The sequence below is a fragment of the Arachidicoccus ginsenosidivorans genome, assembly GCF_007971385.1.
GTDB lineage: Bacteria > Bacteroidota > Bacteroidia > Chitinophagales > Chitinophagaceae > Arachidicoccus > Arachidicoccus ginsenosidivorans.
This window is the reverse complement of sequence record NZ_CP042434.1, coordinates 4,758,682-4,775,210: the sequence shown is the minus strand read 5'-3', so window position 1 is coordinate 4,775,210 and position 16,529 is coordinate 4,758,682. Positions and strand designations below refer to the sequence as shown.

The 16,529-nt window shown below is 41.0% G+C and carries 16 protein-coding genes and 2 pseudogenes; 6 read left to right on the top strand and 12 right to left on the bottom strand.

The genetic code is table 11. The features are described from left to right. Nucleotides 1–324: 324 nt before the first annotated feature. From FSB73_RS19245 to argS, 6 genes and pseudogenes are all read right to left on the bottom strand, one after another. Nucleotides 325–1,353: a hypothetical protein gene (locus FSB73_RS19245; protein ID WP_146785927.1), complete on the bottom strand. Its 1,029-nt coding sequence runs from the start codon at nt 1,351–1,353 to the stop codon at nt 325–327. A gap of 301 nt (nt 1,354–1,654) precedes the next feature. Continuing rightward, nucleotides 1,655–2,230, bottom strand: a complete 576-nt coding sequence (def, locus tag FSB73_RS19240; RefSeq protein ID WP_146785924.1) for a peptide deformylase — start codon at nt 2,228–2,230, stop codon at nt 1,655–1,657. An 89-nt stretch (nt 2,231–2,319) separates the two neighbouring features. Then, nucleotides 2,320–2,733 (bottom strand): Holliday junction resolvase RuvX, encoded by a 414-nt coding sequence (ruvX, locus tag FSB73_RS19235; protein WP_146785920.1) that lies wholly within the window; start codon nt 2,731–2,733, stop codon nt 2,320–2,322. Between the two features lie 11 nt (nt 2,734–2,744). Further along, nucleotides 2,745–3,622, bottom strand: a pseudogene (locus FSB73_RS19230) (UbiA-like polyprenyltransferase). 215 nt (nt 3,623–3,837) lie between these two features. After that, nucleotides 3,838–5,112: an aminotransferase class I/II-fold pyridoxal phosphate-dependent enzyme gene (locus FSB73_RS19225; protein ID WP_146785916.1), complete on the bottom strand. Its 1,275-nt coding sequence runs from the start codon at nt 5,110–5,112 to the stop codon at nt 3,838–3,840. A gap of 378 nt (nt 5,113–5,490) precedes the next feature. Continuing rightward, entirely contained in the window at nt 5,491–7,296 is a 1,806-nt protein-coding gene (gene argS, locus FSB73_RS19220; protein ID WP_146785913.1) for an arginine--tRNA ligase, read from the bottom strand. A gap of 207 nt (nt 7,297–7,503) precedes the next feature. Between argS and FSB73_RS19215 the strand changes: the two genes are divergently transcribed. Then, a complete protein-coding gene (locus FSB73_RS19215; RefSeq protein ID WP_146785910.1) occupies nt 7,504–8,106 on the top strand; it encodes a GtrA family protein in 603 nt (200 codons plus the stop codon). A 183-nt stretch (nt 8,107–8,289) separates the two neighbouring features. Here FSB73_RS19215 and FSB73_RS19210 read toward each other — a convergent pair whose 3' ends face one another. The 3 genes from FSB73_RS19210 to FSB73_RS19200 all read right to left on the bottom strand — a co-directional run bounded on the left by FSB73_RS19210 (nt 8,290) and on the right by FSB73_RS19200 (nt 10,032). Continuing rightward, nucleotides 8,290–8,502 carry a DUF6728 family protein gene (locus FSB73_RS19210; RefSeq protein WP_146785907.1) on the bottom strand — a complete coding sequence of 71 codons (213 nt, stop codon included), beginning with the start codon at nt 8,500–8,502 and terminating at the stop codon, nt 8,290–8,292. 44 nt (nt 8,503–8,546) lie between these two features. Continuing rightward, nucleotides 8,547–8,936: an iron chaperone gene (locus FSB73_RS19205; RefSeq protein ID WP_146785904.1), complete on the bottom strand. Its 390-nt coding sequence runs from the start codon at nt 8,934–8,936 to the stop codon at nt 8,547–8,549. A 187-nt stretch (nt 8,937–9,123) separates the two neighbouring features. After that, complete coding sequence (locus FSB73_RS19200; RefSeq protein ID WP_146785901.1) at nt 9,124–10,032, bottom strand: DUF1800 domain-containing protein; 909 nt, start codon at nt 10,030–10,032, stop codon at nt 9,124–9,126. Between the two features lie 360 nt (nt 10,033–10,392). On the opposite strand from FSB73_RS19200, the gene FSB73_RS19195 reads away from it, so the two are divergent. Next, nucleotides 10,393–11,133: an RNA-guided endonuclease TnpB family protein gene (locus tag FSB73_RS19195; RefSeq protein ID WP_146785898.1), complete on the top strand. Its 741-nt coding sequence runs from the start codon at nt 10,393–10,395 to the stop codon at nt 11,131–11,133. A gap of 526 nt (nt 11,134–11,659) precedes the next feature. Here the strand turns inward: FSB73_RS19195 and fabF are convergent. The 3 genes from fabF to FSB73_RS19180 form a co-directional block, all read right to left on the bottom strand. Next, the gene (gene fabF / locus FSB73_RS19190) at nt 11,660–12,829 is read right to left on the bottom strand and encodes a beta-ketoacyl-ACP synthase II (RefSeq protein ID WP_317132810.1); all 1,170 of its coding nucleotides are present in this window, start codon (nt 12,827–12,829) and stop codon (nt 11,660–11,662) included. Between the two features lie 4 nt (nt 12,830–12,833). After that, nucleotides 12,834–13,385, bottom strand: a complete 552-nt coding sequence (locus FSB73_RS19185) for a TetR/AcrR family transcriptional regulator (RefSeq protein ID WP_146785895.1) — start codon at nt 13,383–13,385, stop codon at nt 12,834–12,836. A gap of 130 nt (nt 13,386–13,515) precedes the next feature. Continuing rightward, the gene (locus FSB73_RS19180; protein WP_146785892.1) at nt 13,516–13,740 is read right to left on the bottom strand and encodes a hypothetical protein; all 225 of its coding nucleotides are present in this window, start codon (nt 13,738–13,740) and stop codon (nt 13,516–13,518) included. A gap of 173 nt (nt 13,741–13,913) precedes the next feature. Between FSB73_RS19180 and FSB73_RS19175 the strand changes: the two genes are divergently transcribed. The 4 genes and pseudogenes from FSB73_RS19175 to FSB73_RS23380 all read left to right on the top strand — a co-directional run bounded on the left by FSB73_RS19175 (nt 13,914) and on the right by FSB73_RS23380 (nt 16,528). Then, nucleotides 13,914–14,939 carry a homing endonuclease associated repeat-containing protein gene (locus FSB73_RS19175; RefSeq protein WP_146785889.1) on the top strand — a complete coding sequence of 342 codons (1,026 nt, stop codon included), beginning with the start codon at nt 13,914–13,916 and terminating at the stop codon, nt 14,937–14,939. 59 nt (nt 14,940–14,998) lie between these two features. Next, nucleotides 14,999–15,406 carry a hypothetical protein gene (locus FSB73_RS19170; protein WP_146785885.1) on the top strand — a complete coding sequence of 136 codons (408 nt, stop codon included), beginning with the start codon at nt 14,999–15,001 and terminating at the stop codon, nt 15,404–15,406. Nucleotides 15,407–15,856: 450 nt separating this feature from the next. Continuing rightward, nucleotides 15,857–16,228 (top strand): annotated as a pseudogene (locus FSB73_RS19165) (ATP-binding cassette domain-containing protein); the annotation flags it as partial. 126 nt (nt 16,229–16,354) lie between these two features. Further along, nucleotides 16,355–16,528: a hypothetical protein gene (locus tag FSB73_RS23380; RefSeq protein ID WP_158639612.1), complete on the top strand. Its 174-nt coding sequence runs from the start codon at nt 16,355–16,357 to the stop codon at nt 16,526–16,528. Nucleotide 16,529: the final 1 nt, after the last annotated feature.

Here is a 16,529-nt window from a genome sequence, read left to right as displayed (position 1 = left end):
CAAATTTACATTTAGGTCGAATAGAATTATCCTGCACTACCCACTGGATACGCAGCCTATATTTGCCCTCGTGACATTGGTTGTAATAAAAGCAACTCGGTCTGTGTAGGACGGGATCCTATGAACAGTTATGTGCCAGTTCTAGCAAGCTATTATTTGTGTTCAAAATGCAGCCAAAAGATAATTACAGCAGCAACCTTCGCAAGGTGCCGAAAATGATTATTAGGAGAGTTGTGAGGGATTATGAGGGATTATTGGGGATTATGTGGGATTATGAATGGGTTAAGGATTATATGGGTACCTGCCAGGCAGCGCCATTAGCCATTAATGAAAATCGGAGAGGCTGGCCGAGAAACTGGCTCTTTCTCTTCCTTTAAAAAGAACGCTCCAATTGCCTTTATAATATAATTGAACGGGTACAAGTAGGCCTTGTCTGATGTCTAGTTTGACCTGCATTTTAACATCAAAATCATAGACGCCCGCCTTATAGCTCAGCGAATAGGAGCGGTACAGGACATTTAAGGTTTCTGCATCAAAAATGGTGCGCATATAATCAATGACGACGCCGCGGGCGCCGGGTTTAGGCGTGATGGTAAATTCATAACCATGATGAGCTCCATAGGTGATGGTGTCCAGGCGGTAATTGTACTTTTGCAGGGCATCTTTATCATAAAGATCCAATTTATCTCCGATAAATGGAATCCCAGGTATTTTTCTGCCTGGATTAAAAAACAGCATTTTAAGTTGTTCCTTTTTCTTTTCAATTCCAGACAGGCCACTGGTTTCAAAATTCATTTGTCCTTTGACAATATTATTTTCACCACAGACCTTACCCTTGGCAAAAAACAGACCGGCATAGAGTTCCCCAACGGTATAATTGTATCCGCCTTTACGATCAAAAAAATCGCCGGTTGTCTCTTGATGCTCAATTTGTGTTGTCCGGCAGTTACCCTGGCGGATTTGATTCGCCTGACTCTTATAACTGGCCTTTACCTTGCCTTTTTTATTGTAGACCTCAATATGGTTGCTGGAGTGGTAACTTAGGATATGAAGGGTCTTAAATGCCTTATAAAAGCTGGTGTCATTTTTAATCCTTCTGATCAATTGTCCGGCATTCACAGAATTTACAATGACAACGGGCAAGGTCAGACTTTGATTGGCAAGAATCGTGTCGCCTGGTCTTAGGCTGTCTGTCTGTTGTACAAATTGTGCCTGGCTGCGCGTAGCCGGAGCCAGCCAGCATAATAGCACGAGCATTACGGGTAGACTCCTTTGCAGCAGGCGGCTAACTGATTTTAATTCAGTTGTTGAACAAAATAATGGGGCTGCTGGTGGTGTTTTATTGGGCGTCATTGAACTTTGTATCCGGCTGGTGATCTTAGTATTTTTCTTTCATAGTTTTTCATTGCTTTTGCTTTGCCTTTTTTATGTCCTTTTCTTGTGCCCTTTTCTTGCTTTTAGCTCGTCCTTGTCTGCTTTTCAACCAGACAAGAATGGATGCGCTCTTTACTTTCGCCGATTTATCTTATAAGGCTAAAGATTATCAAGAAATATAAAGAATATAAAGATAAAGGGTTGTACCTAATTTAAGGCACAACCCTGTAAAAATTATTTAGATCCGGTAAGCACCGCTTGCCGGCCTTGTATCTTTGGGCTATTTAGGGAAGAGCATTTTATAACCTACCTGAATTTTCCCTTTGGAGATGTCCGTGAGCTTGCGCTGTAACATTTTCTTTTTAAGGGGTTTAAGGTAGTCAATAAAAAGTTTACCCTCAATATGATCATATTCATGCTGAATGATGCGGGCCGTGATACCGATAAAGGTCTCCGTGTGTGGCTGAAAGTCTTCATCCAGGTATTCCAGGGTAACGGAGGCTGGCCGGGTCACATCTTCATTGATTTTGGGGATACTCAGACAGCCTTCATTATAAGGCCAGGGTTCCCCTTCCAGTTTTTTGATCTTCGCATTGATAAATACCCTTTTTAGGCCAGGGGCATCTGGATAAGTTTCATCTTCTGGCTCCAGATTATTGAAAATGACTTCACTATCCACCACAAACAGACGGATATCCCGGTTGATCTGAGGGGCGGCCAGACCAACACCATTACTGGCATATAAAGTCTCCCACATGTCTTCGATCAGTTTTTTCAGATCCGGATAATCCTGGTCTATGTTGCGCGCCACCTTTCTGAGTATGGGCGAACCGTAGGCGATAATGGGTAATTGCATATATATTATAAGTTTGTAATTTGATAGATTTTTCGGGTCTTTACGCTTATTATGCTTATTTGTTAAAGCGCAAAGTTAGGCTAATTTTCTTAAATCTGATGACCCAAATATTCCTGTAACATAATCGTAGCCGCTATTTGGTCAGTATTTCCTTTTTTCTGGCGGTCCTTTTTCTTCATGCCCATTAAGACCATGGCCTGGCTGGCCATTTTTGAGGTATATCTTTCATCCACTGTCTGGATCGGTTTATCCGGAAAATGTTTCTTCAATTTGGTAATAGCTCTTTTTACCATAGCCGTGGCGTCCGTATCAGATTCATCCCAGTTTTTAGGCAGACCGATAAGAATCAGCTCTACGGCTTCTGTTGCAAAGTAATTTTTCAGGAAGGGAATAAATTCTGTAGTCGGGATGGTCGTCAGTGAACTGGCAATGATTTTCAAGGGGTCCGTAACAGCGATCCCGGTTCTTTTGCCTCCATAATCAATACAGATGATTCTGCCCATATGTATGCTTTTTAAAGGAAAATTATATCTGCTATGACCAGACAGCCAAATACCACACTTGCTATACCATTTGCAGTCATAAAGGCGATATTAACCCGGCTCAGATCACTAGGTTTTACCAATAAGTGCTGATAGATAAGCATGCCAATAAAAACGGCAATGCCCACCCAGTATAACCATGAAAAATGGCCATAAATACCGGCTGTTATCACAAAGGCGCAACTAAAAGCATGTAACAGCTCAGAGGTCCTAAGCGCCTTTGCTCCCCCAGGGCAGTGGGAATAGAATGCAGACTTTGAGACCGGTCAAAGTCTATATCCTGCATGGCATAGATAATATCAAAACCACTGACCCAGGTGATGACTGCCAGTGAAAATAAGATGGGCAGCAGGGAGAATACGCCGGTGAGCGCCAGGTAAGCACCTATAGGAGCCAGTGAGAGCCCTAGTCCCAGCACCAAATGACATAAAGGGGTAAATCTTTTGGTATAACTGTAAAACAGGATGACAAATAAAGCCACGGGCGAAAGGGTCAGGCAAATGGGATTGATAAAAGCAGTTGCTGCCATAAATAGCAGGCAGTTTACAATGGTAAAGCGAAGTGCGCTGCCTGCAGAGATAATGCCTTTGGGGATTTCCCGGATGGCCGTTCTTGGGTTCTGGGCATCAAAATGGCGATCCAGATAACGGTTAAAGGCCATGGCTGCACTTCTGGCGGTGACCATGCAAAGCAACACCAAAAGTAATTTGATCAGGATGTCCTTACCAGTCAGACTGCCCTGCTGGTAAACCACGACTGCCCCCAGCGTAAAGCCAATCATGGCAAAAGGCAGGGCAAAGATGGTATGCGCAAATTTTACCAGCGAAAAATAGTTTTTAATTGTGCTCATCTGTTGTTTATCTGTGATTCATTGCAATACTTTGGTACCTGGTCACTTTTATTATTGTAAAAAGAGGTTTAAAGCTATCCGCTGTGCTGTTCCTTTCATTTAAATTCAATGTATAAATTAAATTGTACATTTTAATTTAAATCCTGAATTGTCCAATGCAGCCGCTTAACTTTAAACCTCCTTAGTCCATATAGATATTGTATAAACAGAGACGCCTAGCAGTCTGATGCCTTGGCATGACGCCAGTCATCTGGAATCTCGGCGACCTTATAAGCACCGGCGTCCAGTTTCTTTTTCGTCTCGCTGAAGGCAATTAAGGTCTGTTCAATATCTTCATCCGTATGAGCGGCTGAAGGGATTAATCTATAAATGATATGACCTTTAGGGATAACAGGGTAGACCACGATAGAGGCAAATATGCTGTAGTTTTCCCTTAGATCCATGACCATAGCTGTGGCTTCTTCGACGCCGCCTTTCATATAAACTGGGGTTACCGGTGTATTGGTCTCTCCAATATCAAATCCTTTTTCTTTTAAACCGTTTTGCAATTTTAATGCATTATGCCAGAGTTTTTCTTTAAGCTCAGGCATGGTCTGTAACATATCCAGTCTTTTGAGGTTACCAATCACAAAAGGCATAGGTAAACTCTTGGCGAAGATTTGAGAGCGGATATTATAACGGATATAATCCATGATGGCTTTGTCGCCAGCGATAAAGCCTCCAATAGAGGCCATGGACTTGGCAAAGGTGGAAAAGTACAGATCAATTTTGTCCTGGCAATCCTGGGCTTCACCCACACCAGCACCTTTTTCACCCAGTGTTCCGAAGCCATGCGCATCGTCCACCAGAATGCGAAAATCATATTTTCCTTTCAAGGCAACGATTTCTTTGATTTTTCCCTGATCACCAGCCATACCAAAAACACCTTCAGAAATGACCAGGATGCCACCTTGGCCCTGTTTTTCGGCCAGTGCAGTGGCGCGATCCATTTGTTTTTCAAAGTCCTGGATATCATTGTGTTTGAATACAAACTTATGACCCAGTTGCATGCGCATACCGTCCATAATACAGGCATGACACTCCGCGTCATAGACAATAATGTCATGTCTGCCACAAATAGCATCAATGACACTCATGATCCCCTGATAACCATAATTCAGTAAAATGGCGTCTTCTTTTCCCTCAAATGCTGCCAGGCGGGCTTCCAGCTCTTCATGTTTGGCGGTGTTTCCGCTCATCATTCTGGCACCCATAGGGTAGGCCAGACCGTATGCAGCGGCGGCTTCTGTATCTACTTTGCGGATATCTGGATGGTTGGCCAACCCTAAATAATTATTCAGGCTCCAGACGATCACGTCTTTGCCCATAAATTTCATGCGACTTCCTAATTCTCCTTCCAATTTAGGGAAGGCAAAGTAACCATGCGCTCTGTCGCGGTGTTGGCCAAGCGGCCCTGAGTCTTGCAGCAGTCGTGCAAAAATATCTGCCATAATGTGCTTATTTATATTTTTAAGGACAACAATTTTTGATTTTCAGTGCTGCAAAGGTAGGGTAAGATTCCATATATTTAAAATGGGTGCCATTTATACCCGTCAAAATCACCATTGTTTTAATAGCACATCTATGAATTAATGGCCCGTAAGATTTCTAATAAAATATTAATTATCAGGTTATTATAGTTATTACATTTTATTAATTTAAATATACTCGCTTAAGATATCCACCGATCTGCATTATTTAATTAGGCGCTGCGGTTCATGTAGTATCATAAGTAACCATTTTAATTAAAATAAAATATTAATAAAAGGAGTTTATAAACTCAAAATCAAATAATTATAAGACAATTAAAGAATAAAAAATTGTTTAACCTACATTCTTTCAGGCACTTCAATACCTAATAAAGCCATAGCACTTTTTATGGTGTTTCCGGTAAGCAGGGCAATTTTAGTCCTTAATGCCTTTTTCTCTACGCTTTCTGCATTTAGAATTGAATGTTCAGCATACAGCGCATTAAAAAGTTTGGCCAGGTTGAATACATAAATGGCGATTTTGGAGGGGTCATGTTCAGTGGCCGCTTCCTGTATAAGAGCTGGATATTGCTCCAGGGCCACCAACACTTCCTTTTCTGCCACCAACAGTGGCGCCGCTGAGGTAGTGTCACTTGTTGTTGGCTTATCAGCCTGCGGCGTTTCATTTGCCTTAAGTTTCCTTAAGATGCTTTTGATACGGGCATGCGTATATTGGACAAATGGACCAGTGAAGCCATGAAAATCAATACTTTCCTCTGGATTAAACAACATTTTTTTTTTAGGATCTACCCTTAGTAGGAAAAATTTTAAGGCGCCTAGTCCGATCATATTGTATAAGGATACCAGTTCCGCTTCATTAAAATCACTGACTTTGCCCAGTTCTTCTGTTTTCTGCCGGGCAATGGAGATCATCCTTTCGATCAGTTCATCTGCATCTACCACGGTGCCTTCCCGGCTTTTCATTCGCCCTGAAGGCAGCTCTACCATACCATAACTTAAATGATAGATGCCGTCAGCAGAAGGCAGCCCTAGTTTTTGGCAAATGAGCTTCAGGACCTTAAAATGGTAATTTTGTTCATCTCCAACGACGTAAATGCTTTCCTGTATATTAAACTCTTTTTGTTTTTCTTCTGCCAGACCTATATCCTGTGTAATATATACAGATGTACCGTCGCTTCTTCTGACTAGTTTTTCGTCCAGCCCGTCTCTGGTTAAATCAATCCAGACACTGCCGTCTTCTTTTTGGTAGAAAACCCCTTTTTTCAGTCCGGATTCTACCAGGTCTTTACCCAGTAAATAGGTATTGCTTTCATAATAGACTTTATCAAAACGAGTGCCGATCATCTGATAAGTGGCATCAAATCCTGTATAGACCCAGCTATTCATTTTCTTCCAAAGTTCTATAACGGCTGGTTCTCCGGCTTCCCAGTCCAGCAGCATCTGCTGAGTTGCTTCCATAATGGGCGCCTGTTTTTCTGCCAATTCTTTTTCCATACCGCTGTCTACCAGTGCCTGCACCTGAATTTTATACTCGTCATTGAATTTGACGTAGTATTGCCCCACAAAGTGATCACCTTTGATGCCAGTCGATGCTGGAGTGGCACCCGCTGCAAACATCTGCCAGGCGATCATCGATTTACAGATATGGATACCCCGGTCATTTACCACGCAGGAACTGAAAGTGGCATTACCGGCCGCCTTTAGAATCTCTGTAATACTATATCCCAGAAAATTATTGCGTAAATGCCCTAAATGGAGTGGTTTATTGGTATTAGGAGAGGAGTATTCTACCATTACCCGCTTGCCAGTAGCTGGTAACCTGCCAAAATCAGCATTGGCCTGGTTGTCCAGGGCAAATGTCTGCCAGTAGCTATCGGCTACAGTCAGATTGAGGAACCCTTTAATAACATTATACCCTGTAAACAAATCAGGCCAGCCTTTTACGATTTGAGCGCCGATTTCTGCGCCAAGCATTTCCGGTGACTTTCTAAGTGTTTTTACAAAGGAAAAGAGCACTACTGTATAGTCACCCTCAAACTCCGGCTTGGTCTGGTTGATCAGCACCGCTTCCGGGGAAAGCTCCAGGCCATATAAGGATTCGATGGTGGCTGCCGCAGCAGTTTTTATCTGTATAATGATATTCATTGGGTATTATTTCTGTGGGCAAAAATAATTTGTTTAGCAAGGAATAACAAATAGAGTTTTAAAGGGTAAAAAATGGCACAATTTAGGTGATTTCCTGGTTGGTTTTCCGGCTTTTATAGGTATGAAAAAAAGATGCTAAAAAGATGTAAATCATTTTGCAACTCAGGTGGTTATTATTATTTTCTGGTATACATTTGCGACTGATTCATGTTGAAGCTCCATTATAAACTTAAAAATGCGATTTTAGCCTTGGTGGATTATTTTTATCCGCCCTTCAGGCGCTTTTTGCCTGCCCAGACCTTTCGTTATGCAGTCTGTGGCGGCGGAAACCAGGCTTTTAATATTTTGCTTTTTACGTTTTTCTACCATTTTGTCTACCATAAAGATTTGGCACATATGCCTTTCGGGTTTGTTTTAACGCCTTATGTGGCTTCTTTTATTTCTGCTTTTTGCGTTACTTTTCCGATCGGCTTTTATCTGAATCTGTTCGTGGTTTTCCCGGGCTCTCATTTGAGAAGACGTATTCAGCTCTTTAGGTATTTTACGATTCTGATCCTGAATATTTTCCTGAATTATGGGATCCTGAAGTTGTTTGTGGAGGTTTTCCATTGGTATCCAACGCCTTCCTATATCTTAATGACGGTTATAGTCGTGTCCTTTACTTATTTTTCCCAACGGTATTTTTCGTTTAGGCAGCAATCTGCAGCCGCGCTGCGTGCAAAAACGGGTCAATTGGATGCGGTTAACACCGATCAGATGGCGACCACCGATAGGCCTACCGGTGTTAAAAGTATGGATCAACTAAATTAACGTGAAGGCGGATTTAAGCGCATAACAAAGGCAACAGCAATGGCAAATGCCGATTTTAGGACTTATTAAGGATGTGATGTCCATTGAGCAGTAGCATGCCCTAAAGTGTTTTTCCCATTCAATTACTGGTTCAGCTTATTAAGCGAGCTCAATTGAACTTGTTAACTTGACTTGGCGACTGTCCTACTTAAAGATCCACCTGAAGAGTAAAAATAGCAATGCCAGTAAAAAGACAACAATGGAGATGCGGTTCATGCCATGCATCATTCTAAGATACATACTGGGCTTAGGTTTGTTTTTGTCTCTCTTTATATATAGATATTCTGCTATTTGTTTTAAGAATTTACCCATTACTTTTCTATCATTTACATTTATAGGCAAAATAAGCCGCGCCACAAAGGTACTATCTTTAAGGGCTATTTTTCCCTAATTTTTCTGTGCTATTTTTTGGACGTTTTGCCTGACCCGGTTTTCGGGCTATTTTTTAGGCGCTGCCGATTGAATTTCACGATACGGGTAATCAAAGGTAATGGCAGCGGCTTACTAAAAGGAAACTTGACAGAACCTTTGCCTTGTTTGTAATCCGAGAGTTCTTCCTGGAATTCCTGTTGCGCCTCCGGGGTAGCAAAAATGCCAATATGCTTTTTGAATCCCCCAAAATAAAGCAGGGGCTGCTCTTTATAGTGATAGGCGGCGATGCCATAGCTGATACCTTCCGTAGCTTCCGGTGCAGCTTTTTTGATGGTACTACGTACATCATCAAGCAACATCTGGATATCTGGAGGGAAACTGGCAATATAGGCGTCTACATTTGAAAAGCGCTTTTCCATAAGACTGAATTTTAAGGGATCAGAAATACATCCTGAATGCACCTGTAAGATACAGCAATTAAATGGTTTGCCATAGGCTTAGAGGGATATTTACATTTATTTATGGGGTGGGAGCGTAAGCAGCACAGCCTGGCGTCCTGCTCCCAATATTTATGAAGCTATGTACTTTCATTGAGCAGGCAGGTGATCAATGCAAAATGGCCTCTTTAGGGGTTAGCTGACTTCTTAAGATCCACCCGTACTTTTTGATATGGTTTTGGTTATCCGTGGTCACTATAAACGCATAATTCATGTAAGTACCCTTTTGAACCAGTACACTTTCCCCTGTTTTAAAGCGCGCTTCCATCGTGTTGCCAGCGATATTTTCACTAATGGGAATATACCTACCGTCAACATCTGACTTTACAGTGGCCGGGAAAAAGCAGTTTGTGCAAAAATGCTGCATATCAGAGGTAGTTAAGGTGCAGTTCTTTTGGATAACTTGACGAGGATCCATCTTTGGCAGCCTTTGCGTATTACTATGATTATATGCAATGCTCTTTATCTTATAGTGCATACCAAGATCCCCATTATCTGGTTGAAAGGTTCTAATAGCACTTACATAAAAAGAATCTTTGAAAAATTGTAACTCATAGATCTCATAAGGATTTTTTGAGGGTTCCGGTATTTTGCTATTAGGGTCTAGCGCCCAATTATAATTAACTGCCTGATAAAAATCCAGCCTGCCGGAGGTATCTGTAAATGTACTGGCAGCTATCCGGTAGCCTATATTTGCATCATCACGCACAATAAACCATCTAGGCTGTCCTTTATATACAATTTTACGACCAATATACCTTGCAATATTGGGTCCTGTTGAATTAAATTGTAAGTCATCTGGACGGTCACTGTTTATAAATAAGCAGGTCGAATCATTTAAAAAGAGTATCTTTTGATAAGAAGTGGTTTCCAAGGCGTCATTTTTATAATGCCAAACGTTTTTATATATCCCACTGTAAGATTGTCCAGCTACTGTTGTTATAAAACTCAGTGAAACCCCTAAGACCAGCATAACGAAAAAAGTCGTCTGCTTCTGTATGGTGCTATTTCTTTTCATGGGAAGACTATTTTCTTATTCATAACAAAAAAAGCCAATTTAACAACAGCTGAGTTATATTATTGATTGTATAAGCGATTTCAATTGTGCGCAGAAAAGCGGTATAGACTCCTACTCAAAATAAACATACATAACACAATATCAATAAAATACATTCTCAAAATGCTTCCAGGCACTGCATACTATCAAAGATAAATAAATAATGCGAAAACAGGTTTGATTTTCTCTTACCCATGAAAGGTACTTTAATACAATAATGGCAACCTGCTGGATCTTTCAAAAGCGACTATGGAGCAATTTAATTGGTTAGAACTATGCTTGCAAACTACCTGGTAATATTGCCAGGTAAAACCATAAGGGTTGAAGGATTGTTCACGAACACCTACGGATAAATATTATGTATCTCTTACTGTAGCAGGTACAAAAAAAACATTTGAGAAGACCGGTAAACAGGCTGGAATTGATTTGGGCATAAAAGAGGCGGTTATCTTATCAGATGGGACCATATACAAAAATATTAAAGCATTTAAATCACTTGAGAAAAAGCTTGCCTATGAACAAAGACAGCTTGCAAAGAAGCAAAAAGGAAGTAATTCCAGGCAACGCCAAAGAAAAAAGGTGGCGTTGCTTCATGAGCGGATAGCCAATATGAGAAAGGATTTTATCAGCAAAATAACTACAGAGATTGTCAAGAACCATGATATACTGTGTGCAGAAGATCTTGCTGTTGCAAATCTGATCAAAAATCATAATCTGGCTAAATCCCTGGCGGACGTTTCCTTAGGTAGGATTCGTACAGAACTAAAATATAAATGTGCATGGCATGACCGGGTCTATATTGAAATAGACCGGTTCTATCCATCCAGTAAGACCTGCTCTGGCTGTGGCTGGATTAAGCAGGATCTGACCCTGGCTGACAGGTCGTGGACCTGCCAGTCTTGTGGAGCACATCATGATCGGGATATTAATGCCGCTAAAAATATATTAGCCGAAGGCTTAAAAATAATGTCCGGCTGCGGTACTCAGTCGGAGGGTAAACCCAAACAGGTGGAGGCGTCTTCATTGGAGGAGTCTGTGAAGCCTGATAAACCGAAGGGGTAAGTTTAAGTGAAGATTAATCTTCGCTTAGCTACCATGAGGTTTCGTACAATGTAGCTGGTATAGAAAATATTGAAATCACCTCATTTTATCCGGTATAGGTTTAGCACTATTTAATCTAGGATATACAATTGCACCATTTTACTTTTCAGGAGCAACCCTATATAGAAAACAAAGTCGCATTGACATCAGATTTAATAAACAAGCTCGTATCAAAACCCGCATTAATCTATATATGAACCAACAATACAACATTAGCAGAGCGGGGACTAGATGAATAAGATCCAGGGGACAAGAAAGCACCACATAACAGCAACACAATACAGCTGCATAATATAAAAATGGCCGTTTGCCTTGGCTATAAACAAGCATTGCCCGGCCAGACGCTAGCCACAGCCGGGCAATGATTACTTATTGTAATCAAAGGTGGGTTCAATAAATGCTAAGACTTAATGTTATCCATCAAAGCGTTTGAAGATGCTGGTAGCAATGTGGCCCCCAAACCCAAAGGTGTTATTCATGGCATAGTTCACCGTTTTTGTTGGGCGGTCTTTAAGGTAAGATTAAAGCGGCCGTCAAACTCGGGATCAACCATTTTCGTGTTGATGGTAGGTGGGACTATCTGATCGGTGATCGCCTTTATACAAGCGATCGCCTCCACTACACCTGCAGCGCCTAATAAATGACCTGTCATGGACTTGGTCGCACTGATATTTAAATGACTATTGGCCCTAAATACGCTGGCAATGGCTCTTAATTCACTGGTGTCACCTTGCTGAGTGGAAGTAGCATGGGCATTCAGGTAGTCAATCTGCTGCTCAGTAATCTCCGCGTCTTGCAGTGCTAAGTTCATCCCCAAAATAGCGCCTTCACCATCGGGATGCGTGCCTGTCAAGTGGTAAGCATCGGCTGCCATTGCACCACCAGCAATTTCTGCCAGAATATGCGCACTTCTTTTTTTGGCATGCTCCAGCTCTTCCAATATAATAGCACCTGCACCTTCCCCAATCACAAAGCCGTCTCTATTTACGTCAAAGGGCTTTGAGGCCTCAGTCGGGCTCTCATTAAGGGTTGAAAGCGCCCTTGCTGCATTAAATCCACCAACTGAAGCCTGCGACACAGAAGCTTCTGAACCGCCAGTAATGATCATATCTGCCTTTCCCCATTTTATGTAGTTAAAGGCTTCAATAATGGCCGTATTGGACGTTGAGCAAGCAGACACGGTCGCAAAGTTTACGCCTCTAAGCCCGTATTTAATAGAAATGACACCTGCAGCAATATCAGTGATGATCTTTGGGATAAAAAATGGACTGAACCTGGGCGTGCCGTCACCTGCATTAAATTCAGTGATCTGTTGTTCAAAGGTGGTGATACCGCCATTGCCAGATCCCCAGATAACGCCCACTCTGTTTCTACCTAGTTTTTCAAAATCGACGTCTGCCTGCTTTAGCGCCTGCTGGACAGTGGCGAGTGCGTATTGCGTAAAGGCGTCGTATTTTCTGGCGTCAGATTTATCCATAAAGTCTAATGGATTAAAGTTTTTAACCTCACAGGCAAACTTTGTTTTAAACCTGGAGGGGTCAAATCTGGTGATGAGACCTGCACCACTTTTGCCTTGCTTTAAAGCCTCCCAGAAATCTGGTACGTTATTACCAATAGGGGTCAGTACTCCTAGACCGGTTATGACGACTCTTCTCATGATTTTATTTAATTAATTCTGATAAAATGGTTTCCTTAATTTCCTGAAAATCGTGGCTAAAAGTGATCCTGGCCAACTTTTCTGCGCCTAGCAGGTTGGTGATAATCATGGTAGCTTTTGTTCTATGATCCATGGGGTAATGGAATGATCCGTCAGTTTTACCTTCCTTAAGGGTTTCTGTTAACCAGTTCAGGGTATTTTCCATCAGTAGTTTTAATTCGTTTTGAATAGGTGTGTCAAAGGTATAATAGTCATTAGCTAGCGCCCCCAGAATGCTGATCTTACTATTGGACCTACCCATGGCATATACCGCCAGAAATTGTATCATTTTGTCTGTAGCTGTTCTATCAGATACTGTCTTTTTAAACCGCTCTAATAAATACAAATGCTTCTGTATAATGGAAATGACCAACATGGATTTAGTCGGAAAATGATAATGAATGGACGCGTTTTTTATTTGTAAAATTTTGGATATATCACTGAAACTAAAAGCATTATACCCAATTTTACGAATGAGTTCATCGCCGATTTGAATGATTTTATCGCGTGTTTGCATGCCACAAAGATACCTACCTACTAGTAAGTAGGCAAATATTATTAAACAAATCACTACATTTTAACAGTTAACTGAATTTAGTAGTGGGCACTATTAAGGGTAGCTTACTCTGTTTTCAGGCTGACCGGGTTTACCCGGCAGCTTTTACCGCTTGCCAGCCACCCCAGATTATGACCACTAAGATACCGATGGCGTCAGCAAGTATAAACCACCACAAGTGGGCAGCCATCCTATCATCAAAATGATTGAGCCACTTATGCATCGCATACCAGGCAACAGGAGCTGCAATGACAAAGGAGAGCGCCACTAATTTTAGCAATTTGCCAGCAAAGCAACCTGGTAATATTAACTGCACTAGCGCCCTATATTTTTTAATAAGAACCTGAGCAGTTTATACTTGTCTTTTTTCCATCTTATTGCTATATTTATGTCTAACAGACTGGGCAATATGTTTTAATGCACCTGCTTTATTATACTTTATTAATTTAGCGGTAATCAAATTTGCCACCCACTTTGTATAATACCAATATGGACCAGGATAAAGCACAGCAATATATTGAGGCATTACAGGAACATTTTAAAAGGACGGGCCGGTGCCCCATTAAAGAGGATTTCCATAAGGATCTCTACGGTATTAAACGCCACTTTGGTAACTGGACCAATGCTTTAAAAGCAGCCGGATTACAGTACACCCGAAAAAAGGAATATTCAAAAGAGCAGTTAAAAAAGACCTTACTGGATTATTATGCTAAGTACAACAAATCACCCAGGACGGTGGATTGCAGCAGGGCTAACGGGCTTTATGCACCGGTATTTTATTTAAATACTTTTCAGGTCAAAACCTGGGCAGAAGTATTAACAGCAGTGGGACTCGGATTTTATCAAGTATGGAAACCTTCTGTGGATGATCTAAAACAAGCTTTGCTGGATTTTGAGCAGCAGCATGGAAAATTACCTGGAACAAAAGATTGTACTACTGCTAACGGGTTACCTGCTTACGAAACCATCCTGAAGGCATTTGGGGTTTCTAGTTGGCAGGAAGTCATCAAAAAAATAGGACTGAAGCCCAATAGAACATTGAATCCTTCCATTGCACAGGTCAAAAATTCTTTGCTTAATTTTTATGTAAAACACAAAAGGGCGCCAAAGGCATCCGAATGCTTAAAGGCTAATGGACTCTATTCAAAAAATATTTATTACAAAAAATTCGGGGTAAAGACCTGGACAGCGGTTCTTAAAACCGCTGGACTGGACCGCTTTACCCTTAAGTCTCCCGTTACTGAAGATAAAAACAAGGCTTTAAAAGTCTTATTGCAATTTATTAAAAAAGAAAAGATTACCACGGAAAAGCAGTACAAATTAGTTTATAAAAAGCATCAACTGCCCAGTACTGCATATATAAATCAACAATTTGGTGGTTGGAGAAATCTGCTCAAAAAAGCAGGTTTATGGAGCGATGTGGATAAGAAAAAGCTCATAAATGCAATAATAGAACATTACAAGCAACAGGGTAAATCGCCCACCATGGATGAGCTGGCAAAAGACTGCAGATAACCCCTGACCGTATTCATACAGCTGTTGGTAACTACAATCAGTTTTTACAATGGCTGGGGATGTCCAAAAATAAGGAGTTTACAAACAATTTGGACCTGACCAAAGAGGAGGTGAAAAGGCGCTATATTGAGCTCAGCAACCGGTATTGTTTTCCAAATGGCGCCACTGTTAAGGCAACTAAGCAACTAAAAGGTATGCCTAGTTACCGTACAATTATTAACCATTTTGGCAGTTTTACAGCGCTGAAGCAAGCTTGTGGTTATACCCGCATCCATATGCTTAAAGGCAGGTTTACCAAGGCGGAGTTATTAATGCTACTCAAAAAAGAATACCTCAAATATAACAGGCGTCCCACAACCAAAGAAATTAATAGCAATAAAGAATTACCCAACCAGGCCAGCATCAAAAAATTTTTAGGTGTTCGTTCCTTAGCGGATGTATGGATACGCATTGAAAAGAAATTATAAGGAGCAATTGAAATTCAAAACTTATCCGTATTATCTTAAATGTAATTTTCCATTAGCTATATAATCTTACCCCGTGGCTTCTATCTTTGGCAGGGATTAATTTTCTTTTTGGCGGGGGAAGTGATCCTCAAAAAACGATCCTTTTCAGAACTTATTTGTAAATTTATGCATAAGTAGCGTTTAAAAGTATTTCTCCAATTTAATAAAGGAAGAAATTGAATGCCAATAAATAGTTACCTTACAGCATTACTATCGAACAGTATCTAAATGTTCGAACCACAGATGAGGGAGGTTTGGGAATAGGTCAGAAGAAAATTGTAAGAACTGGGAATGAAAGAATCCATTATTTGAAGAAACGAGAACACTTATGCATATACAATTACAACATCTAAGTAAAATCTATGGAAAACAAATCGTTTTAAATAACATTAACCTGGGGTAGAGCAAAACAACATTTATTGCCTGCTCGGCAAAAACGGCGCTGGTAAAAGCACCTTATTGAATATTATTGCCGATATCAGTAAGCCAACTCAGGGTAAGGTATGGATTGGTGGTTTAAATTATCAGGAGGACGAACTGGCTATAAAAAAGGAGCTAGGCATACAAAGCGAATTTGATCAGATTATCGGGGATTTAAATGCAATTGACTATTTACAGTGGATCGGGATGCTTTACGGCATGAATAAGTCAGCGTCACTGGAGCGCATAGAAAACCTGCTAGGTTACTTTTTTGAAAATGAAGAGGAGCTACTTAAAAAATCGAAAAGCTATTCCAGTGGTATGCGTAAAAAGCTATCTATTTGCGCTGCGATGCTGCACTAGCCCAGATTACTGATTCTGGACGAACCTTTTGCCAATCTGGATCCTGTAGCAGCCCAAAAGCTTTGCAATTTTATCAATGCATACAAATCTGCCGAGCGAACCATTATCGTTTCCTCACACGACTTATTGTATGTAGACAAAATTGCTACTCAGATCGGCGTTTTATATGACAGTGCGCTGGCCTTTAATGGGACATTATCCCAATTCAAAGAGAATGGCAGCTCGTCTATCGATAACGAGCTCCTCAAATATTTACAACCTGATCACCAGGACGCATCCTTATTAAATGCTATTATCTAGC

What these genes read in the sequence shown, in the direction of transcription:
- FSB73_RS19245 (WP_146785927.1), bottom strand. Translation starts at nt 1,353, where the DNA reads ATGACGCCCAATAAAACACCACCAGCAGCCCCATTATTTTGTTCAACA.
- def (WP_146785924.1), bottom strand. Translation starts at nt 2,230, where the DNA reads ATGCAATTACCCATTATCGCCTACGGTTCGCCCATACTCAGAAAGGTG.
- ruvX (WP_146785920.1), bottom strand. Translation starts at nt 2,733, where the DNA reads ATGGGCAGAATCATCTGTATTGATTATGGAGGCAAAAGAACCGGGATC.
- FSB73_RS19225 (WP_146785916.1), bottom strand. Translation starts at nt 5,112, where the DNA reads ATGGCAGATATTTTTGCACGACTGCTGCAAGACTCAGGGCCGCTTGGC.
- argS (WP_146785913.1), bottom strand. Translation starts at nt 7,296, where the DNA reads ATGAATATCATTATACAGATAAAAACTGCTGCGGCAGCCACCATCGAA.
- FSB73_RS19215 (WP_146785910.1), top strand. Translation starts at nt 7,504, where the DNA reads ATGTTGAAGCTCCATTATAAACTTAAAAATGCGATTTTAGCCTTGGTG.
- FSB73_RS19205 (WP_146785904.1), bottom strand. Translation starts at nt 8,936, where the DNA reads ATGGAAAAGCGCTTTTCAAATGTAGACGCCTATATTGCCAGTTTCCCT.
- FSB73_RS19200 (WP_146785901.1), bottom strand. Translation starts at nt 10,032, where the DNA reads ATGAAAAGAAATAGCACCATACAGAAGCAGACGACTTTTTTCGTTATG.
- fabF (WP_317132810.1), bottom strand. Translation starts at nt 12,829, where the DNA reads ATGAGAAGAGTCGTCATAACCGGTCTAGGAGTACTGACCCCTATTGGT.
- FSB73_RS19185 (WP_146785895.1), bottom strand. Translation starts at nt 13,385, where the DNA reads ATGCAAACACGCGATAAAATCATTCAAATCGGCGATGAACTCATTCGT.
- FSB73_RS19175 (WP_146785889.1), top strand. Translation starts at nt 13,914, where the DNA reads ATGGACCAGGATAAAGCACAGCAATATATTGAGGCATTACAGGAACAT.
- FSB73_RS19170 (WP_146785885.1), top strand. Translation starts at nt 14,999, where the DNA reads ATGTCCAAAAATAAGGAGTTTACAAACAATTTGGACCTGACCAAAGAG.